This is a genomic window from Cedecea sp. (assembly GCF_036500665.1).
Lineage (GTDB): Bacteria > Pseudomonadota > Gammaproteobacteria > Enterobacterales > Enterobacteriaceae > Cedecea.
The window spans coordinates 22,279-47,067 of record NZ_DASYBS010000013.1 but is presented as its reverse complement, the minus strand read 5'-3'; the positions used below and the strand labels follow the sequence as shown (position 1 = coordinate 47,067).

General features: G+C 53.7%; 26 protein-coding genes and 1 pseudogene. 12 read left to right on the top strand and 15 right to left on the bottom strand.

Going from position 1 to position 24,789, the window contains the following annotated elements:
* Positions 1-138 precede the first annotated feature (138 nt).
* From VGM55_RS01855 to VGM55_RS01835, 5 genes and pseudogenes are all read right to left on the bottom strand, one after another.
* Positions 139-417, bottom strand: a pseudogene (locus VGM55_RS01855) (capsule biosynthesis protein); the annotation flags it as partial.
* A 91-nt stretch (positions 418-508) separates the two neighbouring features.
* Positions 509-1,492 carry a KpsF/GutQ family sugar-phosphate isomerase gene (locus VGM55_RS01850; RefSeq protein WP_154187040.1) on the bottom strand — a complete coding sequence of 328 codons (984 nt, stop codon included), beginning with the start codon at positions 1,490-1,492 and terminating at the stop codon, positions 509-511.
* Between the two features lie 469 nt (positions 1,493-1,961).
* Complete coding sequence (locus VGM55_RS01845; RefSeq protein WP_038475932.1) at positions 1,962-3,635, bottom strand: carbohydrate porin; 1,674 nt, start codon at positions 3,633-3,635, stop codon at positions 1,962-1,964.
* An 88-nt stretch (positions 3,636-3,723) separates the two neighbouring features.
* Positions 3,724-5,046, bottom strand: a complete 1,323-nt coding sequence (locus VGM55_RS01840) for a PTS sugar transporter subunit IIC (RefSeq protein ID WP_154187042.1) — start codon at positions 5,044-5,046, stop codon at positions 3,724-3,726.
* A gap of 133 nt (positions 5,047-5,179) precedes the next feature.
* A complete protein-coding gene (locus VGM55_RS01835) occupies positions 5,180-5,494 on the bottom strand; it encodes a PTS sugar transporter subunit IIB (protein ID WP_038475928.1) in 315 nt (104 codons plus the stop codon).
* Positions 5,495-5,690: 196 nt separating this feature from the next.
* Here VGM55_RS01835 and VGM55_RS01830 point away from each other — a divergent pair, with 196 nt between their 5' ends.
* The 3 genes from VGM55_RS01830 (at position 5,691) to VGM55_RS01820 (ending at position 8,961) form a co-directional block, all read left to right on the top strand.
* Positions 5,691-6,434, top strand: coding sequence for a GntR family transcriptional regulator (locus VGM55_RS01830; RefSeq protein WP_331634408.1), 744 nt, complete (start codon positions 5,691-5,693; stop codon positions 6,432-6,434).
* 192 nt (positions 6,435-6,626) lie between these two features.
* Positions 6,627-7,520, top strand: a complete 894-nt coding sequence (gene bglK / locus VGM55_RS01825) for a beta-glucoside kinase BglK (protein WP_154187043.1) — start codon at positions 6,627-6,629, stop codon at positions 7,518-7,520.
* A 10-nt stretch (positions 7,521-7,530) separates the two neighbouring features.
* Positions 7,531-8,961, top strand: a complete 1,431-nt coding sequence (locus VGM55_RS01820; RefSeq protein WP_154187044.1) for a 6-phospho-beta-glucosidase — start codon at positions 7,531-7,533, stop codon at positions 8,959-8,961.
* Between the two features lie 200 nt (positions 8,962-9,161).
* Here VGM55_RS01820 and VGM55_RS01815 read toward each other — a convergent pair whose 3' ends face one another.
* Genes VGM55_RS01815 through VGM55_RS01790 form a run of 6 tightly spaced genes read right to left on the bottom strand, consistent with a single transcriptional unit; the run spans position 9,162 to position 14,973 of the window.
* Positions 9,162-9,926: a cysteine hydrolase family protein gene (locus VGM55_RS01815; protein WP_154187045.1), complete on the bottom strand. Its 765-nt coding sequence runs from the start codon at positions 9,924-9,926 to the stop codon at positions 9,162-9,164.
* On the bottom strand, positions 9,926-10,354 hold the full coding sequence (locus VGM55_RS01810; protein ID WP_154187046.1) for a cupin domain-containing protein: 429 nt from the start codon (positions 10,352-10,354) through the stop codon (positions 9,926-9,928). The genes VGM55_RS01815 and VGM55_RS01810 overlap by 1 nt, the downstream gene beginning before the upstream one ends.
* A 3-nt stretch (positions 10,355-10,357) precedes the next feature.
* Positions 10,358-11,299: an ABC transporter permease gene (locus VGM55_RS01805; RefSeq protein WP_331634407.1), complete on the bottom strand. Its 942-nt coding sequence runs from the start codon at positions 11,297-11,299 to the stop codon at positions 10,358-10,360.
* Positions 11,296-12,411: an ABC transporter permease gene (locus VGM55_RS01800; RefSeq protein WP_331634406.1), complete on the bottom strand. Its 1,116-nt coding sequence runs from the start codon at positions 12,409-12,411 to the stop codon at positions 11,296-11,298. The genes VGM55_RS01805 and VGM55_RS01800 overlap by 4 nt, the downstream gene beginning before the upstream one ends.
* Positions 12,395-13,951, bottom strand: a complete 1,557-nt coding sequence (locus VGM55_RS01795; protein WP_331634405.1) for an ABC transporter ATP-binding protein — start codon at positions 13,949-13,951, stop codon at positions 12,395-12,397. The genes VGM55_RS01800 and VGM55_RS01795 overlap by 17 nt, the downstream gene beginning before the upstream one ends.
* Positions 13,952-13,965: 14 nt before the next feature.
* Complete coding sequence (locus tag VGM55_RS01790; RefSeq protein WP_331634404.1) at positions 13,966-14,973, bottom strand: BMP family protein; 1,008 nt, start codon at positions 14,971-14,973, stop codon at positions 13,966-13,968.
* 124 nt (positions 14,974-15,097) lie between these two features.
* Between VGM55_RS01790 and VGM55_RS01785 the strand changes: the two genes are divergently transcribed.
* On the top strand, positions 15,098-15,997 hold the full coding sequence (locus VGM55_RS01785) for a LysR family transcriptional regulator (protein ID WP_331634403.1): 900 nt from the start codon (positions 15,098-15,100) through the stop codon (positions 15,995-15,997).
* 27 nt (positions 15,998-16,024) lie between these two features.
* Here VGM55_RS01785 and VGM55_RS01780 read toward each other — a convergent pair whose 3' ends face one another.
* The gene (locus tag VGM55_RS01780; RefSeq protein ID WP_331634402.1) at positions 16,025-16,843 is read right to left on the bottom strand and encodes a creatininase family protein; all 819 of its coding nucleotides are present in this window, start codon (positions 16,841-16,843) and stop codon (positions 16,025-16,027) included.
* A 430-nt stretch (positions 16,844-17,273) separates the two neighbouring features.
* Between VGM55_RS01780 and VGM55_RS01775 the strand changes: the two genes are divergently transcribed.
* The 3 genes from VGM55_RS01775 to VGM55_RS01765 all read left to right on the top strand — a co-directional run bounded on the left by VGM55_RS01775 (position 17,274) and on the right by VGM55_RS01765 (position 20,179).
* Positions 17,274-17,723 carry a hypothetical protein gene (locus tag VGM55_RS01775; protein ID WP_038475901.1) on the top strand — a complete coding sequence of 150 codons (450 nt, stop codon included), beginning with the start codon at positions 17,274-17,276 and terminating at the stop codon, positions 17,721-17,723.
* A gap of 297 nt (positions 17,724-18,020) precedes the next feature.
* The gene (locus VGM55_RS01770) at positions 18,021-19,712 is read left to right on the top strand and encodes a methyl-accepting chemotaxis protein (RefSeq protein ID WP_331634399.1); all 1,692 of its coding nucleotides are present in this window, start codon (positions 18,021-18,023) and stop codon (positions 19,710-19,712) included.
* Between the two features lie 167 nt (positions 19,713-19,879).
* A complete protein-coding gene (locus tag VGM55_RS01765) occupies positions 19,880-20,179 on the top strand; it encodes a DUF1889 family protein (RefSeq protein WP_154187054.1) in 300 nt (99 codons plus the stop codon).
* 181 nt (positions 20,180-20,360) lie between these two features.
* On the opposite strand, the gene VGM55_RS01760 is transcribed toward VGM55_RS01765, so the two are convergent.
* From VGM55_RS01760 to VGM55_RS01745, 3 genes are all read right to left on the bottom strand, one after another.
* Positions 20,361-21,422 carry a phage integrase gene (locus VGM55_RS01760; protein WP_331634398.1) on the bottom strand — a complete coding sequence of 354 codons (1,062 nt, stop codon included), beginning with the start codon at positions 21,420-21,422 and terminating at the stop codon, positions 20,361-20,363.
* 4 nt (positions 21,423-21,426) lie between these two features.
* Positions 21,427-22,011, bottom strand: a complete 585-nt coding sequence (locus VGM55_RS01755) for a phage repressor protein CI (protein ID WP_331634397.1) — start codon at positions 22,009-22,011, stop codon at positions 21,427-21,429.
* A 275-nt stretch (positions 22,012-22,286) separates the two neighbouring features.
* Entirely contained in the window at positions 22,287-22,871 is a 585-nt protein-coding gene (locus VGM55_RS01745) for a phage repressor protein CI (RefSeq protein WP_331634395.1), read from the bottom strand.
* Positions 22,872-23,005: 134 nt separating this feature from the next.
* Here VGM55_RS01745 and VGM55_RS01740 point away from each other — a divergent pair, with 134 nt between their 5' ends.
* The 5 genes from VGM55_RS01740 to VGM55_RS01720 are packed head-to-tail and all read left to right on the top strand — an operon-like array spanning position 23,006 to position 24,772.
* A complete protein-coding gene (locus VGM55_RS01740) occupies positions 23,006-23,227 on the top strand; it encodes a regulator (RefSeq protein WP_331634394.1) in 222 nt (73 codons plus the stop codon).
* 31 nt (positions 23,228-23,258) lie between these two features.
* On the top strand, positions 23,259-23,762 hold the full coding sequence (locus tag VGM55_RS01735; RefSeq protein WP_331634393.1) for a phage regulatory CII family protein: 504 nt from the start codon (positions 23,259-23,261) through the stop codon (positions 23,760-23,762).
* Positions 23,763-23,771: 9 nt separating this feature from the next.
* Positions 23,772-23,972 (top strand): phage filamentation protein Fil family protein, encoded by a 201-nt coding sequence (locus tag VGM55_RS01730; RefSeq protein WP_331634392.1) that lies wholly within the window; start codon positions 23,772-23,774, stop codon positions 23,970-23,972.
* A complete protein-coding gene (locus tag VGM55_RS01725) occupies positions 23,965-24,354 on the top strand; it encodes a hypothetical protein (protein WP_331634391.1) in 390 nt (129 codons plus the stop codon). The genes VGM55_RS01730 and VGM55_RS01725 overlap by 8 nt, the downstream gene beginning before the upstream one ends.
* 10 nt (positions 24,355-24,364) lie before the next feature.
* Positions 24,365-24,772: a hypothetical protein gene (locus VGM55_RS01720; RefSeq protein ID WP_331634390.1), complete on the top strand. Its 408-nt coding sequence runs from the start codon at positions 24,365-24,367 to the stop codon at positions 24,770-24,772.
* Positions 24,773-24,789 lie beyond the last annotated feature (17 nt).

Below are 24,789 nucleotides of genomic sequence, written 5' to 3'. Positions count from 1 at the left end.
AACAAACGGTTACTGGAACGGCTGGGTCATATCCCACCGGCAGAAGCGGAAAAGGCCTGGTACGCTTCCATCGGGAATAAGGATCTGGCAGCCTGAGTTCACAGACAAAACACTCTCCCGGAAAACCGGGGCGGTTCACTCCTTGAGATAGAGGGCATCTTCTGCGGAGCCTGGGTTTGAAGCACCCAAAAGCAAACCAACATTGAGATTGCTGCTGTCTATCTCGCTGGCTCGCTTGATAGCAACTTTTGATTCACTCATGTAGCGAGGCTGGCTAAACATAACCAGATAAACGGTAAGCAACGCCATCGGGGCTATCACAATAATTTTGCCCAAATGGTGCTGAATAACAGCCAGCTTGAGCCGTGGCAGGCGTTTTGAGGCAAGGGATAACCAGGTTTTTATTTTCTTAATCAACATACAGCTATCGTCACTTACAGAAATGGTATCGGCCCTTTGAGGGGCAATGGTCATCGTCGCTGTGATTTTTGTCAGAGTCGCTCAGCGCTTAGTCAAAAATACGCACCAGCCCTAACACCGCCTGGCCACTTTCTTCCGTCACCAGAATTGCGGAAATACGGCGCTGGTGCATGAGTGCTTCCGCATCTACCAGCATCGTCGAGGCTGGAATTGTCAGGGGCTGGCACACCATCATTTGCTCGGCAATTGCGGTCTGGCAGTCGGCATGTTTTTCCATATAGCGCCTGAGATCGCCGTCGGTAATAATGCCCGCAAGCAGGCCGTCTTTTGTGACCATTACCATGCCCTGGCGGCCACTCGTTATCTCCTGGATAACGCGACGGAAATCAGCCTTAACATCGACTTGTGGAACCTGAAGATTCATCACGTCACTGACGCGGGTAAGCAGGCGGCGGCCAAGTGAGCCGCCTGGGTGATAGCGCGCAAAGTCGTCTGGTTTGAATTTTCGCTTTTGCATGAGTGCGAGTGCCAGCGCGTCGCCTATTGCCAGCGTTAAGGTGGTGGACGTCGTGGGTGCCAGATTATTAGGGCAGCATTCACTGATCATATGCAGTTCCAATACTGCATCAGCATGCTTAGCCAGCGTTGACTGCCCGTTATTGGTTATTGCAATAATCTTGTTACCAAAGCTTTTTAATGAAGGGATCAGTTTTAGTATTTCATCGGTCTCACCGCTCGCCGAGATGAGCAGCAACAGGTCTGAAGGCGTGATCATGCCTAAATCGCCGTGGAAGGCCTCTGCCGGATGAATAAAGAAGCTGGGTGTGCCCGTTGACGCCATCGTGGCAGAGATCTTTCTGCAAATGTGCCCCGATTTCCCCATCCCAGATGTAATAACGTGCCCTCTGCATTCCTGCATCAGGTGAAGCGCTGCGGCATACTGTATTGGCTCGAACTGCTGTGCGATGTGTAATAGCGCCTGCCCCTGTTGAATAAGCGTATCACGTACCACTTTAATGAACGTTGACTGCATTAAGTCCAAAGAGGTTGCAGCCTGATTATATTCCGTCATTTACATTCCTTTGAGTGATGTTTTTCCGTTAAGCATGTAGCAGAGCAATAAATTAATAACGAAACGGGTCACCTTTCTAACGGTGTTTCTCTATGCAATAAACAAGCGTAAATACTAAATAAAGCCATTCCCCCTTGATGGGGGGATTCATCCACCAGAGCATTGAGGGTTAATTAAAGTTATGAGGGGTTTGTATAAGATAATTTTTAACATGGTTTTACTTTTAACACAAATCATTGAGGCTAAAATTTAATTGAATTCATTATATTTACACCGTGAATGTTTGGTGGGGTGTTATTTGCGTATTTTATTTTCTCGGTTATATCGAGGTGGCTTTATGAGAATAATCGCCTAAATATAATGTTTCGTTTTTATCTTGGTGGGGTATTTAATCGCGTGCCAAAAGTGGACGTACCGATAAATAAAAAGCCCGTTCTGGCGGACGGGCTTTTTAACACGGAGTGGGAAATTACCACCAAACCTCGGCCTGTACCCCGGCCATAAACTCGTTTTTGCTGTTTTCGTTAAAGCGGAAGTCAGACAGCTCGTTATCCAGGATATTCAGGTACGTGCCGTAGAAACGAATCTCAGGACGCGAGCCGAGCAGGCTTGGGCCAACCTTCAGAGCATGATAGAGCGTGGTTTTGTAGCCAGACTCTTTCAGGTTCACGCCCTGCTCGGTTTTGTTTTTCTGGGTAAACCAGCTCAGCTCCAGGCCGGTCTGGTTCCAGGTATCCCAAATCCACGCCGGGCGAATAACGGCTCGAATGCTGCTGAAGTCGCTGTGGGCGCCGCTCTCATAGCTGTAGACATCGCTACCCTGGGAGTAAACCAGCGCGTTCGCCATGATGATTCTGTCCGCGAGGTACATTTCGCCCTGCGAAATCAAACGCCACGCCACGCCGTCAGTCTGGTCGCCATAGTAATAACGGCCCGGTGCCATTGAGTTGCTGGCCCCCGAGAAGTTCGCGAAGCTGCTGGCATAAGAGTTATTGGCCACCTGCAGGGTGAACTCGTTGAAGGTGTCACGCGGCAGATCCTGACGCACAATGGCCGTCGCCATCCAGGTATCCTTCAGCTTAAAGAAGGAGCCGTTATTTTCGTTGTCTTTCTGGTCGTCGGTTTTATTGGCAAAGGCGTATTTGCCCATCAGCGACAGCGAGCCTTTTTCCCACAGCGGAATGTTGCGGTAGCGCAGGTCAACCGAGTTGGTGTTCATCTGCGTGGTGTGGCTGAAGTCGCGGGAATAAACGTCGACGTCATTACGGCTGAGAGAGGCGTCAAGCTGGCCCACGCCAAGGTTCCAGTTCTGGATACCCACGGCGGCGGCCACCTGGGTCGTTAATGACTTCCAGTCGAGCATCTGGATTTCGTATTCTGGCAGCTTGTGTTTACCCACCCAGAAGTCAGCTTCCGGCGCAAACGGCAGGAAACCTCTGGTGGTCAGGAAAATATCGCTGAACTGCATGATATTTTCGTTGCCGTTGTTATCGCCAAACCAGGCGTCGTTATACTGCTCGCCGACGTTACCATCGTAGGTCACGATGGCGTTGGCGGTCTTGCCGTCTTGGTTGTAGACGCGTTGGTTCAGCGTTAAGTCGAACCAGCCGCTCATCTCGTTCCCGAAACGCCCGAGCGACCCGGCGGCGTAGGTTTGCGCTGACCCGTGGTTTGCCGCCGCCCAGCCGGAGCGGAAGTAGCCTTCGTAGCTAAAGCCAATATCGTCTTTAATGTATTTGCTGATGTCTTTCAGGGTGACGTTTTGTACGCTGGTTTTGCCGCCTTCATTATTTACAACGGCCACTTTCTGCGTGCCTTTAACCGGCGTTGGTGGCGATTTGGTGTCGAGATGATTATTTTCATTCTCGATGTTGTCTGCTACCGGAGAATAGACCGTCGGGTTAACCTGCGCCGTTGTGGACTGAACGTTGTTGCCGGTTGGCTGCAGTTGAGCGACCTTGTCTTTATATACGGCTAACTCTTTCTGCGTTTTATTTAATTCGGATTTGTTCTCTGATAATTGTCTTTCAAGCAATTCCAGACGCTGCTCAACCGTTAATTTTGCCGCCATTACGCTGGTTGAGGATAACGCCAGAAGGATGGATGAAGACAATAAGCTAACCTTCAATAAACTTGAATTCATAGAATGTCCCAGAAGTATAATTATTATTTGCCTCCGGTTTGAATAACCGGAGGCGGGTGAAAATTACATTGCTATCATCGGTAGATGTTTACTGCGCCGCCTGCGCTGCATTTACCTTATTGGCGGCAATAACGAACGGTAAATAGATTAACGTGGAGATGGCCAGACACAGCAGCCCGACAAACAGCGCCATCCAGTTCCCCCCGGTGCCGAAGAAGGCGATGAGCGGCCCCGGTGTTGTCCACGGAACGGCGTAGGCAATCGGCGGAATAATCTCCAGCGTCACGAAGGTGTAGCCAACCAGCGAGTTTACGAACGGCACCATAATAAATGGAATTATCAGAATCGGGTTCAGGACGATTGGCAGGCCAAAAATCACCGGTTCGTTGATGTTAAACAGGCCGGGCACGAAGGCCATTTTTGCCAAATCGCGATAGTCGGCGCGGCGGGAGGCGATAAAAATAGCCAGCAGCAGGCCGAGCGTCATCCCCGAGCCGCCGTAGTTGGCGAAGGCGTCGTTGATGCTACCCCAGGTAATAGGGTATGGCGCACCCCACGTGGTACCGTTGGAGGCGGCGAAAGAGAGGTTTTCGAGGTTAGCTTCGGAGAAAATAGTCTCACGAATAGCTGCCGTGGTGTTCGGTCCGTGAATACCCAGCACCCACAGGAAGTTGGTGACCAGGCCAAGCACCAGCACCGCGACGATATTGGTGCCCATGTTTTTCAGCGGCGCCTGAATCAGGGTATAAATCAGCTCGTTCAGGCCGTTAGGGGAGATTTTCGTCAGGCAGTAGTTCAGCACCGAGAAGAAAATCATCACGAAGAAGATAGGAATCAGTACTTTAAAGGAGCGGGCAACCGCCGGCGGTACGGCGTCCGGCATGGTGATAGTAATTTTTGGGTTGCGCGCCAGACGGCAGAAAATTTCCCCGGTAATCAGCGCGACAATCACCGCAACAAACAGTCCCTGAGGCCCCAGATACTGGGTCGTCAGGTATGCCTGTCCGCCCATCATTTGATACGGGGTATAGACCACAAAGAACGCGCCGATAGCGGTCAGACCGCACAGCAGGTCGTCCTGCTGATAGCTGATGGCGATATTACGTGCGACCAGGAAGGCTATCATTATCGACATAATATTCACCGACCCGTTCATCACCGGGGAGAATATCTTTTGAGCTTCGGCTAAATTAGGAAACAGAGTTCCAAGATGAAGCAGTGAGGCAATAAAACCATCCGGAGAAAGAATGGCAAAGTTAATCAGCACGATCAGCGAACTGGCCATGACGATCGGGAACGACAAAATAAAAGCATCACGGATGGCCGAGACGTGTATCTGAGAGTTTAATTTAATCGCAATAGGAACAAGAAGTTTTTCCATACCGCGTTCAAAGGCATTCATTATACTCATGATGCGCCCTTTATAATTAGAGAGATATTGACTGGTGATTTAAATTTATCGATAAAAAACCTTCCTCTAATCAGGAGGCGTGACGATAAACCTAATCAATTAATCAGTGAGTTATTATTTCGACCAGAAAGAATTAATGGCCGCCAAGCAGAGTTAACGCAGTATCCAGAACGGACTTTCCGTCCATTTGCCCATAATGCTTCATATCGATTACCGACACAGGAATTTTTCCCTGAGCAATTTCCTCGATTTCGCTTTTTTGAAAACGAACCTGAGGGCCCAGCAGGACCACATCCGCTTCATTTTTCTTTATTCTTTCTTTCGCTTCAGCAATCGCCAGTGCGTTAATATTGACCGAAATATTTCCCGCTGCAGCATGATCCTGCATTCTTTTAACCAGCATGCTGGTGGACATCCCAGCCGCGCAAACCAATAATATGTTCTTCATTTTTACCCTTAACTATTTTGTCGATAATCAGTCAGCGGCTAACTTAATGAATATCAATTTATTCATCTGCCATTTCGATCACAGTTAGTGAGCACCGAGTGGTGCAAAAAACAGAATGAAAATGAACCTGTGTTGAACTTTCGGCACTAATGAGATAGTAATTGATTGTTTTTAAATGAATTAAGGAGGTTCAAAAGTGGTTTATAAAGATGTTGTTAACTTACTAAAAAGCCGAATCAGTAGCCCAACCTGCAATATCGGCGACAGCCTCCCGTCCGAAAAAGAGCTGGCTGAATTCTACAACGTGTCGCGCAATACGCTGCGCAAAGCCTTGAGGGTGCTGGAAGATGAATCTCTGATCGAGCGCAGGCACGGCTCCGGTACCTACGTGAGAAACAAGCACTTTCAGGCCTCGGTAACTCACCTGGATAGCTTTACGGAAATTGCTAAAAGTGAAGGTAAAAAACCCTCCAGCCAGGTGCTGAGATTTGAGCTGCAGCAAGCCTCCGAGGAGATAGCCAGCCGCCTGCAGCTGGCCATCGGCGAGCCGGTGTATTACGCCAAAAGGCTGCGCCATATCGACAATGTCCCTATGCAGGTGGAGGAAACCTGGCTGTCCGTTAATCGCTTCCCGGATCTGACGGTTAACCACATGAAGCGATCGAAATTTTCCTACATCGAGGATGAGTGTGGCGTAGAAATTCATGGCTGCTATGAGTCATTCCAGCCGCTGCTGCCGCCGGCCGACATTGCTAAATTACTGCATATCAGCGTACGCGATCCGATTATTCGTATGGAAACTCAGTCGGTTGACGAAACTCACAGTCCTATTGATTATTCTATCCTCTACACCAACGTGTTTGAATTTCAGGTGAAGTATTATCTGCCGCGTAAGGCGGGTCACAGTTCTACGCAAAAAAGAGGTTCATTAATCATCTGATAAATAAACCTGTTCCCCGAGTACTGTTAAAAATCTGTTTAACTCTATGTAAATAATGCATTTAAACAGGTTCAAAAGTTGTTCAATTCGTGTTTTCTCCCTGCTTGCCTGACAGGCTTTCGATTGATTAAGCTTTGAATCATTGTCGGCAAGAAATACGCCATCGCGAGAATAGCTGGGAGAAAGTAACGTATGAATATCGCCGCATTTGATATCGGTGGTACCGCCTTAAAAATGGGGATCGTCAGCTCACAGGGCGAGATCCTGGCCAAGGGCAAAGAGACGATTAACGACAGCGACGGCGAGCAAATCTTACAGGCTATTCTGGCGTGGATAACCGCTCACCCCGGCTGCGAAGGCGTGGCGATCAGCGCGCCTGGCTATGTGAACCCGCATACCGGATTTATCGAAATGGGCGGCGCTATCCGCCGTTTTGACAATTTCGCCATCAAAGCGTGGCTGGAAGAGCGCACGCAGCTGCCTGTCGCCATCGAAAATGACGCCAACTGCGTACTGCTGGCCGAACGCTGGCAGGGCAAAGCGGCAGAGATGAGCAATTTTCTTGTGCTCACCATTGGCACCGGCATCGGCGGCGCAATTTTCTGTAATAACCAGCTGGTACACGGCGCACGCTTCCGGGCGGGAGAGTTTGGCTACATGCTGACCGAGCGCCCAGGCCCGCGCGATGTTCGCCGCTACACCATGAACGATACCTGCACGCTGAGAACCTTACGCAAAGACTACGCTGAGTACGTCGGCAAGCCGCTTGAAGAAGTCAGTGGGGAAGAGATTTTCGACCGCTTTGATGCGGGCGACGTGGCCTGCCAGCGCATGGTGACCGCGTTCTTCAACGACCTCGGCACCGGCCTGTATAACCTCGTCAATCTGTTCGACCCGGAAAAAATTCTGCTCGGCGGCGGCATTGTGGAACGCCCTGGCTTCCTTGAGCTGCTGCGCGAACACCTGGCCTGGTTCACCATCGACGACTATATCGACACCGTCAGCCACGGCAACGATGCCGGGCTCATTGGCGCGGTCTACCATTTTAATCAGCACTATCGGTCGCAGCATGCGATCTCTAATTAAGGGAGAGAATATGTCTGGATTTAAAGAAGGTTTTCTGTGGGGCGGCGCGGTTGCGGCGCATCAATTGGAAGGCGGCTGGAAGGAAGGCGGCAAAGGCATTAGCGTTGCCGATGTGATGACGGCCGGCGCCCACGGCGTCCCGCGTGAAATTACCGACGGCGTGCTGCAGGGTAAAAATTACCCCAACCATGAAGCGATCGATTTCTACCACCGCTATAAAGAAGACATCCAGCTGTTTGCCGAGATGGGCTTCAAATGCTTCCGCACCTCCATCGCCTGGACGCGTATTTTCCCGCTGGGTGACGAGCTGGAGCCGAACGAAGCCGGCCTGCAGTTCTACGACGACCTGTTCGACGAGTGCCTGAAGCACGGCATCGAGCCGGTGATTACGCTGTCGCACTTCGAAATGCCTTACCACCTGGTGACCGAGTACGGCGGCTGGCGCAACCGTAAGCTGATTGATTTCTTCCTGCGCTTCTCAAAAGTGGTCTTCACCCGCTACCAGCATAAGGTGAAGTACTGGATGACCTTTAACGAGATCAATAACCAGGCGAACTACCACGAAGATTTCGCGCCGTTCACCAACTCGGGCCTCAAGTATCAGCCGGGCGAAGACCGTGAGCCGGTGATGTACCAGGCGTCTCACTATGAGCTGGTTGCCAGCGCCCTGGCGGTTCGCGCCGCTCGTGAAATCAACCCAGCGCTGCAGGTAGGCTGCATGATTGCCATGTGCCCAATCTACCCGCTGACCTGTGCGCCGGGCGACATGATGATGGCGATGAACGCGATGCACCGCCGCTACTGGTTCACCGACGTGCACGTGCGCGGCAAGTATCCGCAGCACCTGCTGAACTACTTCGAGCGCCGTGGTTTTGAGCTGGATATCACCGACGAAGATCTGGCCGCGCTTGCCGAAGGCTGCGTCGATTACATCGGCTTCAGCTACTACATGTCGTTTGCCACCAAGGCCAGCGCCGACAACCCGCAGTTCGACTACGACGAATCGAAGAGCCTGGTCTCTAACCCGTACGTGCAGAAGTCAGACTGGGGCTGGCAGATTGACCCGGTGGGCCTGCGTTACTCCCTGAACTGGTTCTGGGACCACTATCAGCTGCCGCTGTTCATCGTAGAAAACGGCTTCGGGGCGATTGACGTTGCGCAGGATGACGGCTTCGTGGATGACCAGTACCGCATCGACTATCTGTCTGCTCACGTCGCGGAAATGAAAAAAGCGGTGGTGGAAGACGGCGTGGACCTGATGGGCTACACCCCTTGGGGCTGCATTGACCTGGTCTCCGCCGGAACGGGCGAGATGAAAAAACGCTACGGCTTTATCTATGTTGATAAAGACAACGAAGGCCACGGTAGCCTGAGCCGCAGCCGCAAAAAGTCCTTCAAATGGTATAAGGACGTTATCGAGAGCAACGGCGAAAAGCTCTGATAACACGCGTGGTTACCTGAATGAGCGCTGGCTTAAAAACCAGCGTAGAGTCTGGGCAAAGTTCATTGTACTATCAGAGCCTGAACCTCGGTCTAATAAAAACAATGGATTATGTTCTCTGGTTTGCCCCAAACAGTCGAAAACCACGTTTTTCGACTGTTTGTCATCAATCTTACGCTGGCTTAAAAACCAGCGTTTTTTTATTTCAGCTTCGCCAGCAATTCGCCGGAGTTGACCACAAAACCGAAGCACTGCTGTACGTTATATAAGGTGGCATCCACGCAATATTCCGGCGACGTGGTGGCACTGCAATCCTCCAGCAGCAGGCAGTCGTAGCCGTGGAAGTTGGCGTCCTGCAGCGTGCACAGCACGCACTGATCAACGTTCACGCCCGCAAACAGCAGCGTGGTTACGCCCAAATTTCTCAGCACGCTGTCCAGCACGGTGTCCTGAAAGCCGGACATTCGGTATTTATCGATGCGAATATCGCTCGGGACGGGAGCAAGTTCCTCCACGATATCTGCCGCCCAGCTTCCTGCCTGGAGTACAGGCGCGCCGGACTCAGGCAGCGGGTCGCCCAGGCCCGTTTGGGTGCCGTCCGGGTTATAAACATGCAGCAGCGCGGGGCTAAGGTTGAGCCTGTCCGGGCGGTTGCCCCAGTTAAGCCAAATCACCGGCACATCGGCCGCACGTGCCGACGGCAGCAGCCTACGCAGCGGATCAATTGGTGCGCGGGCGGGCGTGACGTCCACGCCAATATGCGCCAGCCAGCCTCCCGGATGGCAAAAGTCATTTTGCATATCAATGACGATCAGTGCGCTATGTTCCAGATCGAGCGTGATCTCGCGCCCACGGCTTTCCAGAGATACCGGCCGTGAAGGGCGGCCCGCACGAACCATGTTCACGCTTTGCGGTGTCACCAGCCACTGATTGCGCCGGGCGCTGCCGAGGGGATAACCAGCCATTACTCTGCTTCTCCTTGCAGCACCAGGAGATCTTCTTCGTCCAGCGAGACCGGGCTCCCGCGGCGGATCAATTCGGCGAAGCCTTCGTTTGGCGTCATTACCGTTAACGTATACAGCTTGCCCTTGCCGGTATTGCGGATGGCGTGTTCATTGCCCGGATGCAGCAGCAGGGCATCGCCTTTACGAATTGCCGTCTCCTCATCGTTACAGCGCGCGATACCCTCCCCCGCGAGGACATAGAAAAATTCATGCGCTTCGGCATGCACATTAGGAGGTGTGGCGCCGCCGGGGGTAAATATTTCAACCACAAACACGTTTTCGATATCGTCCTGATGTTTGTCGAACAGCACGGCAAAGTAGTTGCTGTCCGTTGGGCTGATGCGAAAAGCTTGGGCGCTGGACACGTCGGTAAGGCGGAAATGTTTCATCGATTATGACTCCTTGCGATAAGGCTGCGTCAGGGCGCGGGGCTGGAGGGTTCGCCCCACCACGCCGGACATCGCCAGAATAGTTAACAGGTACGGCAGCGCCAGCAGAACCTGCGGCGGCAGCGAGCTTTCGAAGACTTGCAAAGAGAGCTGCAGCGCATCGGCAGCGCCAAAAATAAAGGCGGCCAGCAGGGCTTTTAGCGGGCTCCAGCGGCCAAAAATCACGATAGCCAAGGCGATAAACCCCTGGCCGCTGACCACGTTGTCGCGGAACAGGCCGATTTGCGCGGTAACCAGATAGCCGCCGGCAAGCCCGGCCCCGAGACAGGAAAACAGCACGCCCCAGGTACGCAGTTTCAGCACGCTAAGCCCGGCGGCATGGGCCGCTTTGGGGTTTTCACCCACGGCGCGTAGCGCCAGGCCAAAGCGGGTATGGAACAGGCCAAAGTGAGCGATAAACACCAGAGCCAGGGTGAGATAGAGCGGCCAGGGCTGGGTAAAAAGTACCGGGCCGATAAACGGCAGGGATGACAGCAGCGGCACGGGCCAGGCAGCAAACATCGGGATCGCCGCCGTTCCGCTGGTGCCCATTGCCAGGGAATAAATCCAGGAGGCCAGGCCCGCCGCAAGAATGTTAAAGACAATGCCGATCACAATCTGGCTGGCGTGGGCGCGTAAATAAAGCGCGGCCAGCAACACGCCAACGAGCAGCCCGCCTGCGCCGCCGGCAAAAAAGCCGAGCAGCGTCGAGCCGGTATACGCGGCCGCAAGATAGCTGCTGAGCGCCCCCAGCAAAATAGTGCCTTCCAGCCCGATGTTGAGCACACCTGCGCGTTCGGCGTAGATCTCGCCGAGGGCGGCAAGTAAGACCGGGCCTGCAAGGCGGATGGCCGCTGCCAGCCAGCCGATGAAAAAGGCGGCATCCAGATGGGTCATTGCGCTCATGATTTTTTCTCCACTAAAGCATCCTGCACGACTGTCCGGGCTGGCAGGCGCAGGCGGTAATAACGCAGCACGTCTCCTGCCAGAATCATCATGACCACCAGGCTTTGTAATATCAGCACCACCGAAGTTGGCAGGCCGGTTTCACGCTGCATGGCACCGCCGCCAACCTGCAGCCCGCCGTACATAATGGCGGTAGGGATCACCAGCAGCGGGTTCAGCCGCGCCAGCAGCGCCACAACTACGCCGATAAAGCCAACGCCGCCGGAAATGCCGTCCATTAATCGGTGCTGTACGCCAAGCACCGCGCACAGCCCGGCGAGAGCCGCAAAGCCGCCGCCCAGGTAAACCGCGCTCATTTGGCGACGGGCAACATCCACGCCGCCGTAGCGTGCTGCTTTCGGATTCAGCCCCGCCAGGTTGATTTCGTAGCCTGCAGGCGTGCTGCGTATCAGCCAGCAGGTGAACAGCGTGGCGATGAGCGCGATAGCGATACCCCAGTGCGTTTTTATGCCGCTGAGAACTATCGGCAGCCAGGTTTCCTGCGGCAGGCGGGGCGTTTGCGGCAGATCTCCCGGCGCACGCATCGGCCCAGAAACTAGGTACTGAACTAAAAAGATGGCGACATAATTCGCCATCAGAGAAGTCAGGACGTCGTTGCCGCCAAAGCGCACGCGCAGGGCGCCTACCCAACCAGCCCAGAGCGCGCCGGCGATAAACGTCACCAACAGCACTATCGGCCAGTAAAGTTCGGCCGGCAGCTTCCACGGCAGGCCCTGCGGCGTGCCGGAAAGCGCTATCCAGCTTGCCGTTGCCGCGCCAACCAGGAAGCAGCCTTCAAAGCCGATATAGCCCAGTCCCGCGCGCCAAATGACCAGCGTTGCCAGCGCGATAAGCATCAGCGGCGTGGCCTGCACCAGGCTAAGGCCAAACCCGCGAGCGGAGCCAAAAGCCTCGCTGAACAGAAAGCCATAAGCAGTTAAAGGGTTCGCGCCGAAGGGTAAAAACAGCAGCCCACCGACGATAAATGCGCCGAGAATGCCGCCGAAGCTGGTCAGCGCCAACGCTGAGGGCGACTGTGCCGGGGAGAGGCGTCGTTCAAGCCACTTTGTCATGCTGCTGTTCCGCGTGAGTCGGGCTGCCACCGGCCATCAGTTCAGAAAGGAGGGTCGGCGTGGCGTGTGCCGTCTCCATCTCGCCCGCGATCTGGCCGTTGTACATCACGGCAATGCGGTCCGAGAGGTTGAGAATTTCTTCGAGTTCAGCGGAGATAAGCACGATGGCGCAGCCGCTGTCTCGTGCCGCCAGCAGGCCCGCCCAAACGGCCTCAACCGCGCCCACGTCCAGCCCGCGAGTGGGTTGCTCAACGATCAGTAATTTCGGGTTCTGCGCGACTTCGCGCCCGAGGATCAGTTTTTGCAGATTGCCGCCTGAAAGCTTGCCGGCTTCGAACTGAGCGTCCGGGGCACGAACGTCAAAACGCGCAATGATCTCTTTGGCATGGCGGGCTATTTTCAGGCGATCCAGCAGCCAGCCTTTGGCTTTGGTGAAGCTGCTCTGGGAGCCGAGCATGGCGTTTTCTTCCAGCGAAAGGGTGACGAATGAGCCGACTTCCCGGCGGTCTGCGGGAATAAAACCGATGCCTTTCTGGCGACGCTGAGCGGGCGTAGCATCCGAAATATCTTTCCCTTCCAGCAGAATACGGCCGGCTTCTATCGGCATCAGGTTGAGCAGGGCGCTTGCCAGCTCCGACTGGCCGTTACCTTCCACGCCGGCGATGCCAAGGATTTCGCCCGCCGCGACCTTAAGCGAAGCACGCCAAATTTTTTGCTGGCCGGTTTCGTCGCGCAGGGCAATGCTGTCCACGTGCAGCACGTTGCGGCCAGGCCTGCTGGGCGTTTTGTCGACCCGCAATACAACATCACGGCCAACCATGCGGCGAGCCAGATCGGTTTCGGAGGTGTCAGACACCGCCACGGTTTCCACCATTTTTCCGGCCCGCATGACGGACACCCGGCGAGCGATCGCCATGATTTCATAAAGCTTATGGGTGACGATCACCACGGATCGTCCTTCGGCGCAGAGCGACTTCAGCGTGGCAAACAGGCCTTCTTTCTCTTTCGGCGTGAGCACCGCCGTGGGCTCATCCAGGATCAGAACCTGCGCGTCACGATAGAGCAGCTTGAGGATCTCAACCCGCTGTTGAACGCCAACGGAAAGGTGCTGTACTCGCGCCCAGGGATCGATGGCCAGGCCATGTTTGTCCGACAGCGCCTTCAGCCGGGCGGCCGCGGCCTTCAGGTTGAGCACGCCGCTGGCATTCTCTTTCAGGCCGAGCACCACGTTTTCGACGACCGTCATCGGCTGCACCAGCATAAATTCCTGATGAACCATGCCGATTCCGCAGGCGATGGCGTCGCTCGGGTCGCGAAACTTCACGCTTTTACCCGCTACCACAATATCGCCTTCATCGGCCTGATAAAGGCCGTAGAGAATTTGCATCAGGGTACTTTTTCCTGCGCCGTTTTCGCCCAGTAGAGCGTGGATCTCACCGGCTTCAATGGTCATCGAGACGTTGTCGTTGGCGGTGACGCGGGCAAATCTTTTGGTGATGCGATTCAACGCTACACGCGGCAAAGGCGCAGCTATGTTCATCTGTTAACTCCCGGTCAGGCGGTGGCGGATAACGCGCCGGTATCAAGCTGCTGCCAGATTTTCTGGAAGGCTTGCCAGGCGCCGTCGCTCACCAGGCTGGCGTTGTGGGATGTGCTGCCGTAGATAACCGACCAGGCTTTGGCGACGCTCGGCGACCACTCTTCGCCGCCCTTAAAGGCATGACCTGCCGCCGCGCTGCCCACCTGCTCCACAACCCAGTCCAGGTTTTGCTTAAAGCTGCAGGCGATGTGGCTGGGGGAGACCTCTTTCTGATCGGTGTAGCAGCCAATGGCTTTGACGTTCGCGGCAATCGCACCCTGAAGCGCCCCGAGGCCGGTGACGTCGGCGGCATGCCAGATAACGTCTGCGCCGTTGGTTATCATGGCCGTGGCGGCCTCACGCCCTTTTGCCGCGTTGCCGTAGTCGCCGGTGACGACGCCAAGGCCCTTAATGCCCGAGCGCGTTTTTTCCGCCCCGAGGATAAAGGCGCGCATCATGCCCTGCTGGGTCGGGTTATCGCCGCCGCCCACAAAGCCCACGGCTTTGCCTTTGTCGGAAATCAGTGCGGCCAGCGCGCCTGCGGCATACGCGGCCTGAATGTAGGCCAGATTGATGTATTCCACGTTTTTCGGTGCCGCTTCCGCAGGTTTAAACGTGGAGGCGAAAAAGTCGGTATCCGGGTAGTCCGGCGCGATTTCGGTGAACGCCGCGCCGTACTCAAAGCTGTGGCCGATAATCAGGTTGTAGCCATCGTCCGCGTAGCCGCGAATCGACTGTTCCATCTGTGCCTGCGGCACGCTTTCGCTCCAGGCCACCTTAATGCCGGATTTTTTCAGGCTTTGCAGGCCCTGATACGCCAGCGTATTCCAGCCGCCGTCGGAAATGGTCCCCGGCAGCAGCAGCGCCACCTTAAACTCTTTCGTTGCCGCCAGAGCAGAGCGTGACATTACGGGGGCAAGCGCGGGGAGTACCACGGCGCCTGCCAGCATTTTTGCGAAGTTTCTGCGGGTGATGCCTGCCATCTTTTCTCTCCCAGGATTGTGGATGGAGGATGATTGATGGCTTCAGTTATGCCGCGCTTAGCGATATCTTAAAAGCACGTATTTTCGTACTGACCGATGCCTTTTAGGCAACGCAGGAGCCCCAATGCTGAAATATCGTTTACTGGTTTATCTTGATGAGGTGGCGCGCAGTGGTTCGATCCGTAAGGCCGCGGAACGCCTGCATATTTCCGCTTCGGCGATCAACCGCCAACTGCTGGCGCTGGAGGAAGAGCTGGGCACGCCTTTATTCCAGCGTTTGCCGCGTAAAATGATCCTCACCGCCGCGGGTGAAACGCTGATTCACCACGTGCGCCAGAGCTTTAAAGAGCTGGAATGGGCGCAGATTAAAATTGAGGAGCTAAAAGGACTGCGGCGTGGGGAAGTGACGGTGGCAATGATGAGCGGGCTGGCGGCTAACCTGATCCCGAGGGCGGCAGCTGATTTCCGCCGTGCCAACCCACGGGTAAAGCTGCATCTGCAGCAGATGACACGCGGCGAGGATATCACCAGCGCGGTGGCTTCCGGCGACGTGGATTTGGGGATTGGTTTTGATTTTGAAATGCGCTCAGCGCTGCGCAGCATTGCCAGCGTGACGGGCAGGCTGGGCGCGGTCGTTGCGCCGGGGCATCCGCTGGCAGACAAAAGCAGCCTGCGCCTGAGCGACTGTATGCCGCATCCTATGGTCATCGCCGATGATTCCACGGTGATTCGCCCCTACCTGAACGATGTATTCGCTCGGGCGATGGTGGCGCTGCAGCCGGCTATCGAAACCAACTCCATCGAGGTGATGCGCCAGTCGGCGATGATGGACCAGGCGCTGACGTTCCTGACGCCGTTTGATATCGAAACCGACCTGAGGAGCGGGCGGCTGGTTTATATTCCGGTGCGGGAGCTGGGCCAGCAAACGCAAACCCTGATGCTGATAGGCCACGATCGCGGCACCAGCGCCATCGGCAGCGTGTTGGCCGAAACGCTTAAAGGCATGATGCTGCAGATGGAGTAGCGCCCGGCGGGAAGTCGGGCGGAGTATTCAGCGACTAAAAGCGGTGTGTGGGGTCAGCAGGCTGAGGTCGGCTTTACTGACCTCTTCTATTAGCTGCAGCAGGGCGCGGGCGGCGCGTTCGACCTCAATTTCACCTCTTTCGGCATCGGCGGCCGCAGCATTCCCCGTTGTGCCCGAAGGATGGAGATCCTGAGCCATCCAGCCAAAGCTGACGCCGCCTTCCGGTGTGAGGATACCTCCTTTGGCTTCCATCGCTACCGAAGCCGAGACAAAATTCTCCGCATGCTGCATGTGCACTAACTCCGGGTGGAGGTGCAGCATCACGCTGGTTTCTGATTCCCCGCCGTGAATGCCGTGCTGACGTTCCGCTTCGCTGTAAAGATCGGAAGTATCAATGGTGCGGAACCAGCTGGCGCCAACGGCCAGCATATCCAGCTCCACGCGCAGCTTGCGACACACCATTTCCATCAGCTGCGGCTGCCCGCCGTGCGAGTTCCAGAACACTATCTTGCGGATACCTGCCCGCCAGGCGCTTTTGGCCACTTCAAACCACACCTGACCGAGCACTTCGTAAGGCAGCGTGAGCGTACCCGGATAGGCGAGATGTTCGTCAGACTTACCGATGGGCAAAGCGGGCATAAATAGCACGGGCAGTCCAGCGGGGCGATGTTCTACCGCTCGCTGGATAATTCCGGCATTGATAGCGGCATCGACCCGCACCGGCAGGTGGGGGCCATGCTGCTCCACGGCGCCAACGGGCAGCACCGCGACAATATTGTGCATCTCCAGCTCGCTGAATTCGCGGGTGGAAAGATCCCACCACCAGGGGGAAGAGGGCAGTTTCATAGGGTGTCTCCTTTTCCTTCAAGCTGCCATACCCGGCGGCATCGTTAAAGCAGCAAAAATGGTGCATTGCGTTGCCTTTTTGAGAACGGACTCGTTGCTGAACGAATCAGGCGAATAACGTTTATCCCTGGCCATAAGCCAAATTCTGGTTATCACTGCCTGTATTTAGTTTATTTGGTTCTCAGTCATTCTTTTTTAGCTTAACGATAAGTGAGTTTGTGCTCGACTTAAATTAATGGTGGCGAAGAGAATCCCTTTTTAGGGCTGAATTATTTTCTTTATTTATATTTAATTTATTAACTAAATAAACTTGTGTTGTAAGCTGTTGACGAAATTCATCGCCTCTGATGTACTAATCCGACATTTATTTCTTAACCTCGCGATCTGTTACTCAGAGTATCTCTGGGTGAAATTAACTCTGGACATTATCATGAAAAAAATAACACGACTTCTGCTGGCGACCGCAGGTTTGTTGATGGCAATGGTTGGGCATGCAGAAGAGCCTAAAAAAGGCATTAGCGAGCACCGTATTCCAGCCGTGAAACTGATTAACACCGCGAATAATCACTCTGCATTTGTAAAAGGCTCAATTCCTTCCCTGGCAAAACTTTCTTCCGAGAATCTCTACTTCAGTAATACTTTTGAAGAGTGGCAGAAAGGCGTGCATCCGGCGCCGAAAAAACAGTACGTGGTGACCCTTAAAGGCAGGCTGAAGTTTAAGGTCAGCGACGGCTCAACTTTCATCATCGAGCCAGGTACGGTGCTGCTTGCGGCCGATACGGCGGGTGAAGGGCATAGCTGGGATATCATCGACGGGAAGGAGTGGGTTCGCGTTTATATCCCGGTAGGCGATGACGACCACTTTATTGCGGATAAATAATTATTCTGCCAGGGACTCATCAATTTCAGCTCCGTTAACCATAAAGTGGGGCGGGGCTGCCCCTCCTAAATATAGTAGTTTTAATTTTATCAAAAATATAAGTAGTGACCATCTGTTGTCATCTTTCTGTCATTGTTTCTTGTTGTAAGTTCCTGGTGAATATTAGCTAAAGAAGTCTCATAAGCTGCCGATAAAAATCCAATAATTCAAAATATACTGTCGCAACTGTTGATGTGATTTCTACCGATTACCTCCTCTTATTGCCTGCGATATAACCATAAAAGCTCAGAGGGATTTATGAACAAACTGAAAAATATGCGGCTCAGCACTATGCTTGGGGCTGGCTTTGCGCTGGTCATCGCCATTGGATTCTTTGTCGCATTATTTGCCAGAATGCAGTTGGTTTCTGTTGGAAATAACCTTAATTACGCAGCGAATGTCCGCCTGGTGAATTTACTGCTGATCGTAAAAATTAAGGACAATATTACGGACAACGCCCACGATATTCGTGATATGGCGTTGTTCACGACGCTGCCGCATACCGAAGCAGAGAGCCGGGACTACATTACAAAAACCAACCTGGTACTGGAAAAGCGCATCACCGATAACAATACCCTTTTAAAACAGCTGGATAAGGCGCTAAAACTTAAACGTTCTCGTGAGCTGTTCGACAATCTGAATAGCGTTCGCCCGGCCTATTCCCAGGCGCTGCGCAAGGTGATGAGCGTTAGCGCGGCAGGGCAGTACGATGCGGCTCGATCGCTGGTTATCAATGAAGTGGTTGGCCCGCAGGCCAGGGTACTGGACGCGCTGAGTGAGATGATTGGCGATCACTCCGGTACCACGGTGGCAATGTCGCGCAATTATGTCGATGAAGCGCACTTCTCGGGCAACCTGCTGCTGCTTATTACTATCATCAGCGCGGTGATTGGCTCTTTGATTGCCTGGGGCATCGGGCGAGCGGTTAAAGGCCAGCTTGGCGGTGAGCCAGCTTATGCCGTGTCCGTTGCCAAACAAGTTTCTGAGGGGCAGCTCAATACGGCCGTCGAGCTGAGGAACGGTGATACCCGAAGCCTGCTTGCCGCCATGGACGATATGCGCAACCGCCTTTTAGGCATCGTCCGTGAAGTGCGTGATAGCAGCCATTCTATCTCTGTTGGTGCCAGCGAAATTGCGGCCGGCAGCACCGATCTTAGCCAGCGTACCGAAGAGCAGGCGGCCAGCCTGCAGGAAACGGCGGCCTCGATGGAACAAATGAGCCAGACTATTCAGCAGAATGCCGAGACGGTACGCACCGCGACTCGCCTGGCAAACTCGGCAAGCGAAACGGCGACCCAAAGCGGCAATGCTGTGAATAACCTGGTGCTGACGATGCAGGAGATTAGCGACAGTTCGCGGAAAATTGGCGATATTATCGGCGTTATCGACGGTATTGCCTTCCAGACAAACATTCTGGCGTTAAATGCCGCCGTTGAGGCCGCCCGTGCGGGAGAGTCCGGACGCGGTTTTGCGGTCGTCGCCGGGGAAGTGCGTTCTCTGGCACAGCGTTCAGCTTCTGCGGCCAGTGAGATCAAAACCCTGATTGAGGACAGTATGCGAACAGTGACAAAAGGATCGGATATGGTTAACTCTGCCGGTACGACGATCGATGACCTGGTACAGCAGTCCCACCGCGTGGCCGGGCTGATCTCTGAGATTGGCGTGACCACGGAAGAGCAGGGACAGGGCATCGTCCAAATCAACGTCGCTATCACTCAGTTGGATCAGGTGACGCAGCAGAACGCTGCGCTGGTGGAGGAGTCAGCCAGCGCCGCCGAGAGCCTCCGCGATCAGGCCACCAGGCTTGTGCAACTGATGAGTATTTTCAATACCGGGCAGGCTATAGCGGCCGCTAACGCGCGGCTGATTCAGGCTGCACCCGTTTTAGCGACGCGTAAAACCGCGCTTGCCGTGAGCGGCGGGAGCTCAGATAACTGGGAGAAGTTCTAATCTTCAGCGGCTGCCTGCCGGGTGCAGAGCAGCCGCATCCAGATACTGATAAGGCGTCAGAGGCTTTAAACGTGACTGACCCTGAAAAAATGAAGTTTGATTAATGGTACATTTGATCTCGCGTGTCACAGTCTTATTTATTAAGCGGTTGATTTTAAGGATAAATTATGACAACAGCGATTGATAAAGCATTAGACTTCATTGGTGGTATGAACACCTCGGCATCCGTGCCACATCCTATGGACGAAAGTACAGCGAAGGGAATGTTTAGGTACCTGAAGCAGCTGGGCGTCCCGGCTAGCGCAGCTGAAGTCACCGCACGAGGCGTTCAGGAGGGATGGAACGCCGATTTCACGAAAAAAGTAGCCGAATGGGCGGAGAGAATCGAGTCCGGCGGCCGCGTGATTATTAAAAACCCTGAATACTTCTCTACCTATATGAAGGAAGAGCTCCGGGCGCTGGTGTGAGCTGAATACCCGTAATCTACAAAACAAAAGGGCTGACGAGAAATCGTCAGCCCTTTTTGTATTTGGTGGCCCCTGCTGGACTTGAACCAGCGACCAAGCGATTATGAGAAGCATGTACCAGCCTTATAAAACAATAACTTACTTTGTTTTCAGCAGCTTGTAAAACGAATGCTATCGGGTTTTATTGGTTGTTTGAGTCCTGAGGGGGCAGAAAGGGGGCACTTTTTGCCAGGGGGTTAAGCTCTATGGCCTCGTTAAAATGGTTAGGCGCGAAATGCGCATAACGCATTGTCATCTTAATATCTGTGTGGCCAAGTATGCGCTGCAAAACCAAAATGTTCCCGCCGTTCATCATAAAGTGTGATGCGAAAGTGTGGCGTAACACGTGCGAAAGTTGGCCGTCTGGCAGCTCAATATCAGCACGCTCTACCGCTTTGCGGAACGCCGAATAACATGACTTAAAGAGCCGCCCTGGTTTTTCTGGTTTCGGTAGCGCGTCATAAAATGCTTTGCTGATTGGTACCGTGCGGTTTCTGTTGCCTTTGGTCTTGAAGAAACTAACCTTGAGGTTTTTGATCTGCTTTGTCGTCAGTGACTCCGCTTCATCCCATCGTGCGCCGGTGGCCAGACAGACGCAGGCCACCCAGAATGTGCTTTCGTTACGGCTGGCTTTGCATTGTTCCAAAAGGCTGCTGATCTCGTCTTGCTCAAGATAAGCCAGCTCCGCTTCTTCAGACTTAAAGGCGCGAACCCCGGAGAGCGGGTTATCAAGCTTCCAGTGGCCGAGGCGTTTTAGTTCATTGAATACGGCGCGGAAATAGGCCAGCTCAAGGTTCATTGTCCTGGGTGATACTTGTTTGACGCGGGTGGTTCGGACGATCTCACCGGACAGGCGCTTTTTTCGGTACAGGGAAAACATGGTTGCATCAAACTCATGCGCCAGCGGTTCCCCCATGCTTGCACAGGCAAACTCCATCGCCCCTTTTCGCTTCTCGCCATCGTCCAGGGTTACGCCGTGTTCGTCGAACCACTGGCCTACCAGCTGGCGCAGAGTGCGCCGATCTTCTTTGCCGTCCAGCCACGGTTTAACGTGTATGTTTTCAAGGGTGTGGTTCTGGTATGCCAGCGCCTCGCCTTTAGTCGAAAACGTCTTACGAATGCGTTTGCTGGGCTTGCCCTTCGGTTTCCCCTCCGGGTAAAAGTCCAGTAACCACTTGCCGTCCGGCTGTTTTCTTATGCTCATATGCTTAGTTGGTAATCGTCATAACAACGCGGCCAATAACCTCTATATCATCAAGGCTGCAATCAAAAGCCATCACCACGTCACTCACGCGAACTTTTTTGATAGGGATGCGGGTTAGTGTCCGGACGCTGGTTTTACCTTCTATCACCACGAGCCATTCCCCGTCGTACACCTCTGCGAATGTCTGATCGATGATGTACTGGGCTTTCTCATCTTCCACGCATAAAGGATTTGCCGGGAGGGGAACGCCAGCCCGGAAAAAAACCTTGTCGAACATCACACGGCCCGAGTCGTAAAGCTGGCCATCCACCAATTTTTTGCGCGCAAATTTCATTATGTCCAGTTCGTCACTTTCAAACTTTTTGCCGCTTCCAGTTGCCAGCCATTCGAGGCTTACCCCAGTTTCAGCCATGCATTTAAGCATGATATCTGCGGGTAGCCCGCCGCGCTTGTACCGCGAAGAAAGCGAGCTTGCAGCCATATCAAGGTGCTCCGCTAGCTGCATCTTCTGGGTGAAGCCGTAAGCCTCAATGACTCTATCTAAAACTGGGGCGCTATCAGTGCCTGGGTCAATTCGGAATCGTGCCATTTGCGATCTTGGTAATTAGAAATTGTCTTAGTGGTGTTGACACGTAGAAAATATCTAAGTAACCTAGCTCCTGTTGTTTGCTAATTGCGAATACTGATGAACTTTGCCGAGTTCAAACGAATTGAGGAGTTTGCCTTATGCGTCCTAACATTACAATCACCATCCCTACGCCTTACCTACCTATTGATGAGTACTGCCGCCTGACCGGAACCCCTATGGGAACCGCCCGCGATATTAACCATTTGCCGTCTGGCTGCTTTCTTATGCTCATGCGCTTAGTTGGTTATCGTCATTACGACGCGGCCAATAACCTCAATATCATCAAGGCCGCAGTCAAAAGCCATCCCCACGCCACTTACGCGCACTTTTTTGATAGGGATGCGGGTTAGTGTTCGGACGCTGGTTTTACCTTCTATCACCACGAGCCATTCCCCATCGTACACCTCTGTGAATGTCTGATCGATGATGTACTGGGCTTTCTCATCTTCCACGCATAGAGGATTTGCCGGGAGGGGAACGCCAGCCCGGAAAAAAACCTTATCGAACATCACACTGCCCGAGTCGTAAAGCTGGCCATCTACCAGTTTTTTTCGAGCAAATTTCATTATGTCCAGTTCGTCACTTTCAAACTTTTTGCCGCTGCCAGTTGCCAGCCACTCTAGGCTAGCTCCTGTTTCAGACATGCATTGAACGACTAGATCAGCGGGAAAAACGCCCCTCTTGTAACGGGAGGATAACGAGCTTGCTGCCATGTTCAGATGTGCTGCAAGTTGCATTTTTTGGGTGAATCCGTACGCCTCAATAATCCGATCAAGTACAGGGGTGCCATCAACAGTTAGCTCAATTTTGAATCGTGCCATAGCTAATAGGGGTTTCTGCAATTCTAATTTAAATTGACAATTAAGATTGCGAGAATTAACCTATCTCCGTTAGTTAGAGTTAAGTGAATATCAATGAGCATTGCCGTGCTCAACTGAACAAAGGAGTTTGCCTGATGCGTCCTAACATTACAATCACCATCCTAACGCCTTACCTTCCTATTGATGAGTACTGCCGCCTGACCGGCACCGCTATGGGAACCGCTCGCGATATGGTTCGTGATGGTCGTCTTCCAATCCGTGGCAAAGGGGATAAACCCCGCGCCCGCGTCGAAATCAACATGGCCGCGCTGACCGTTCAGGCGCTGAGTGAATGCAACATCGCGTTGCAGGCCTGAGTTCATCCTAGCGATCACGTTGGAGATAACCATGTTTTATTATCAGACCTCCATACATTCCCACTTTGATGCAGCTTGCCGGGCATTCGCGCAAGCTAACAACCTGGAAGATGTGGCGTATGCCGTTGGTATGCGCGTTCAGGTACTTCGCAACAAATTAAACCCAGCCCAACCGCACCGCATGACTGTGGATGAACTGCTGGCCATTACCGATTACACCGAGGATGCCCGCCTTTTGGATGGGATGCTGGCGCAGATTAACTGCTTGCCTTCGGTGCCGGTGAACAATACTACGGAAAACAACATGCAGCTATGTGCGCTGACCGCCAGCGCCAGCGTTGGGGCGATTGCCGGGGAAGCTGTATCGCCTGAGAAAATGACCGCTGCGCGTAAAAACGCCATCCTTGACCGTGCAAACGAAGCCATCCGCAGTATTTCAATGCTGGTTTACACCGTTGAAGCCCGTTTTCAATCCGCCCCCGTGCTGGCTGCTGCTGTGGATCTCGTCACAGGCAACGCCGCTGGTCTCATGTGAGGGAAAACCATGCACAACAAACCTTTCGTTACTTACCTCAAAAACCAGTCGCCAACGCCGCAGTTTAATGCGCATGGCCACGGCTGGATTGAACTACCGAATGGCCAACTGTGGAACCCGGCTACCCGGTTCAATTTCGTAGCTAACAAAGCCCGCCGCCCTGGCTGGCGCGCATTCCTGAATCGGATCGGAGGGCTTTGCCGTGGCTGACCATAAAAAATGGCTGGCCACGCTACGCCAGCAGGTAACAGACCATCACAGCCGCGCCCGCGATGTGTGGAACGGCTTAACAAAAGAGCGTCGCGGCGTGGTGCTTCATGCTGCCGGGCTGGGGGGACGTTATTGCTCTTACTCCTGGTCTGAGTTTGATAACCGCGAATTGCTTCGCTTAAAGCGTGGTATTCAACGTCTGGATGCCCTGGTTAGTGCTTTTGGGGCAATTGGGGATCTGGACTTCGTACAGCCGGTAAAACTGGCAGCACCATCGGCAGTAAAACCGGGTGGCGACACCTCAAAGGCTTCGGATGTTGTGCAGGCAATACTTGAAGCCCGCGCCACGCTCAGGAATAACGTTGCTGAACGCAGACACTAAGGAGCAGTTGATGAAAATTATCTCAGTAGAAAAGCAGGGGTTGTTAGCGGATATGCAGAGCTGGGGCGTGAGCCCAAATTACGTTCACAAGTTCCTGACCAAAAACAACGATACCGGCCAGCACGTAGAGCTGACCGCGTTCCAGTTCAACGACACCGCGCACCTGAACAACCCGCAGCAGTGGCTTTCCGCTTATGCCGCTTTCTGGTGCCGGGTTTACCGGGAGGCCGAAGCGGTAGCCGATCAGGCGCAGGCCCTGGGGGCTATTCAGTCTCTTAATGTTGTGGCCGGGATGCTGGGGCAAAGCGCTGTTGTGCTCATGATTCACAGGTGGTGGGAACTGTCCCTGCCGCTTCACGCGCTGCCAGCGCCAAACGCTCGCTTTACCCCTGGAATGGCCACCGCCGCCATTCACTAACTCAAAAATTACGCAAA